The 3,126-nt window shown below is 56.8% G+C and carries 3 protein-coding genes; all 3 read left to right on the top strand.

What is annotated here, in order from left to right:
- Window positions 1-72 precede the first annotated feature (72 nt).
- Window positions 73-1,440: a cytochrome ubiquinol oxidase subunit I gene (locus K6T64_RS16520; protein ID WP_100666962.1), complete on the top strand. Its 1,368-nt coding sequence runs from the start codon at window positions 73-75 to the stop codon at window positions 1,438-1,440.
- A 25-nt stretch (window positions 1,441-1,465) separates the two neighbouring features.
- Entirely contained in the window at window positions 1,466-2,494 is a 1,029-nt protein-coding gene (cydB, locus tag K6T64_RS16525) for a cytochrome d ubiquinol oxidase subunit II (RefSeq protein WP_100669144.1), read from the top strand.
- 201 nt (window positions 2,495-2,695) lie between these two features.
- A partial coding sequence (locus tag K6T64_RS16530; RefSeq protein ID WP_288011269.1) for an MFS transporter occupies window positions 2,696-3,126 on the top strand: 431 nt, incomplete at its 3' end.

The following is a 3,126-nucleotide window of genomic DNA, read 5'->3' on the forward strand; positions in this document are numbered from 1 at the left end:
TCGGGTAAAGTAGTAGATGGGACCCGTTATCAATTAAAGGAATTTTTCGGGTTCCGGAAGGGGCGGGTCGAGGTGGCCGAGGTCATCCTCTTGAGTCGGATCCAGTTTGCAGTCACGGTGATCTATCATTTCTTGTTTGTGCCCCTGACGTTGGGCTTGGTCGTGCTGGTGGCGCTTATGGAAACGCGGTATGCGCGCACCGGCAACGAGCTGTATCGGCGGATGGCCGATTATTGGGGCAAACTGTTTACGATCAATTTTGCGCTGGGGATTGTCACAGGCATCACCATGGAATTTCAATTTGGCACGAACTGGTCGGAGTACTCGAAGTTTATGGGGGACATTTTTGGATCGCCTCTGGCCATTGAGGCGCTGCTGGCGTTTTTCCTGGAGTCCACGTTTATTGGGGTATGGCTGTTCGGGAAAGAGCGCTTTCCGAAACTCCGGGCTCTGTCCATGTGGATGGTCGCCATCGGGACCAACATCTCCGCCCTCTGGATCATCACGGCGAACGGTTTTATGCAAAACCCTGTCGGATATACGATCCAGGATGGACGGATTAAGCTCGAAAGTTTCCTGCAGGTGGTCACAAACTCTTACACGTGGTATATGTTCTTCCACACGGTATTGGCCAGCTATATTGTCGGTGCGTTTTTTGTCCTCGGAGTGAGTGCCTATCATCTGCTCCGCAAACAGCACGTGGAGTTTTACAAAAAATCCTTTCAGTTCGGTCTGGTTATGGCCTTGGTCGCGACCTTGGCGGTCCCGTTGGTCGGGCATTTTCAAGGGATTCACACGGCGAAGGTGCAGCCTGCCAAGGCAGCGGCTTTTGAGGCCGTGTGGGAGTCCGGGCCGAATCAGCCCTTTACCGTGTTTTCCATCCCCGATCCGGCGAATGAAAGGAATTTACTCGATTGGGGCAAAATCCCGGGCGTCGGTAGTTTGATGTACACGAATTCTTTCAGTGGATACGTGACGGGCTTGAAGGACATTCCAGCCGATCAGCGGCCGAATGTCCCGGCGGTTTTCTGGAGCTTTCGTCTCATGGTGGGCCTTGGATTCTTGTTTCTCGGCCTCGCCTGGTACGGCCTGTACCTGTGGAGAAAGGGGCGCTTACTGGATTCCCGGCGGTACCTCAAGTTGCTGTTGTATTCCATTCCGCTTCCTTACGTGGCGATCAACCTGGGCTGGGTGGTTACGGAGATGGGTAGGCAGCCGTGGATTGTGTACGGTTTGATGAAGACCAGTCAGGCTGTCAGCCCCATCGCCCTGGGGGACATTCTCTTCTCCCTCACCGGGCTGGTGGTCTTTTACACGTCGCTGATCGTTGCGGATGTGTATCTGTTGCATAAATACGCGGTCCGGGGCCCGGTGGACCCGCCGGCAGAGGGCTCGGTCAAGCGAGGCGGCAAAACCCCGGCCCGTGCGGCCCAGGCATAGTTGCGGCAAGGAGGGGAACACGATGTTGAGCCATGAAACGTTGGCAGTGATCTGGTTCGGTTTGTGGGCGGTTCTTTGGATGATGTATTTCACTCTGGACGGGTATACCCTGGGGGTGGGCATCCTGTACCCCTTCGTGTCCCGTTCGGAGCGGGAGGAAAAGCAGTTACAGGAGACGGTGGGGCCTTTTTGGAACGGAAACGAGGTGTGGCTGATTACCGCCGGGGGAGCGACCTTCGCCGCTTTTCCCCTCGTATATGCGATGATGTTCAGCTACTTGTACGTGCCGCTTTTCCTGATCCTGTTTGGCCTGTTTTACCGGGCGATCGGGCTTGAGTTCATGCACAAAGACCGCGGCCGGTTCTGGCGGGCGAGCTGGAAATGGGCCTTTTTCGGCGGCAGTTTGCTCGTGGTACTGTTGGTGGGCGTCGCGTTTGCGAACATGTTTTACGGGCTGGCTTTCGATGCCCACGGGAATCAGACGAACGTGTTGACCTTGTTGAACACCTACGGAATTCTGGGAGGACTCACGTTCCTGTCCCTGACGTTGGTCTCGGCGGGGTCCTGGGTGGCCCATAAAGTGAGTGGGCCCCTGGAAGGGCGCATGTTGTCTGTCGCCAACGTGGCCTGGTTTGTCGCAATTGGCCTTTACGGTCTATTTATGGTGGCCACGGCCAACCGGACCCAGGTTTTGGACAATTTCAACCGGCTGCCTTTTTTGTACGTCGTGCCCGCCCTAGCCGTGGTGGCCTTGGTCGCGGCGAAGTTCTATCTAGGGAAAGGCCGGGCGCTGGCAGGATTTTTCGCGAATTCCCTGGTGATTTTCTTGACCGGGGCCACGGGATTCATCGGCATGTTTCCGAACATGCTGATCTCGGCCACCGACCCGGCAGCCAGTGTCACCCTCTATGAGGCGGCCGCCAGTCCGCGAACTCTGACAATTATGCTGGTTGTGGCGGTAGTACTCGTTCCGGCGGTGATCACGTATCAGCTTTGGGCGTACCGGAAGTTTGCGACCAAGATCAAGCCGGAGGAAGCAAAGGGGTATCATTAACCGGACGGGGACGCGACCGGTTTGCGGGAAGTGCTGGACTACCATCGAAGGAGCCTGGCCGGTGGTTTTGGAACCCGGCCAGGTCTTTTTTTGTATCGGGACACAGGCCGGCGGGATCCCGTGGTTCTTTTTCGTCACTGTAGCGGCCCTGCAGATGGAGCCGCGGGATATAATGAACAATAGGTGCAGAGAGGGGAGGCGGTGTCAGCGTTGGCCAGAATCACCCGGGGAGAGATGGGGGCGGCTCTGCCGCTCCGGGCGGTGCGGCAACGGCCGGGGTATCACTGGTTTGTGGTGGGAACGGTGTGTATCGGTGCCTTTATGGCCGCTCTGGACGCCAGTATCATCAATATCGCCCTGCCTGTCCTCAAAAAGGAGTTCGGGGTGGACATACACATTGTCGAGTGGGTCAGTCTGATTTATCTGTTGACCCTGGGGGGGCTGATCGTGCCTTTCGGGCGGCTGGCGGACCTGTTCGGACGAAGGTGGATGTACGCCCTGGGTTTTGCCGTATTCATCGCGGGTTCCGCGATGTGCGGCCAGTTGTTTCTCGCTTTGCAAGGAGTCGTGCAGGAAATTGCAGCGCCCCTCGGTGCTATGATTGGCGCCTTTCGGGGGTCTTTTCTCATAGT

The organism is Kyrpidia sp. (assembly GCF_023512215.1).
GTDB classification, from domain to species: Bacteria; Bacillota; Bacilli; order Kyrpidiales; family Kyrpidiaceae; genus Kyrpidia; species Kyrpidia spormannii.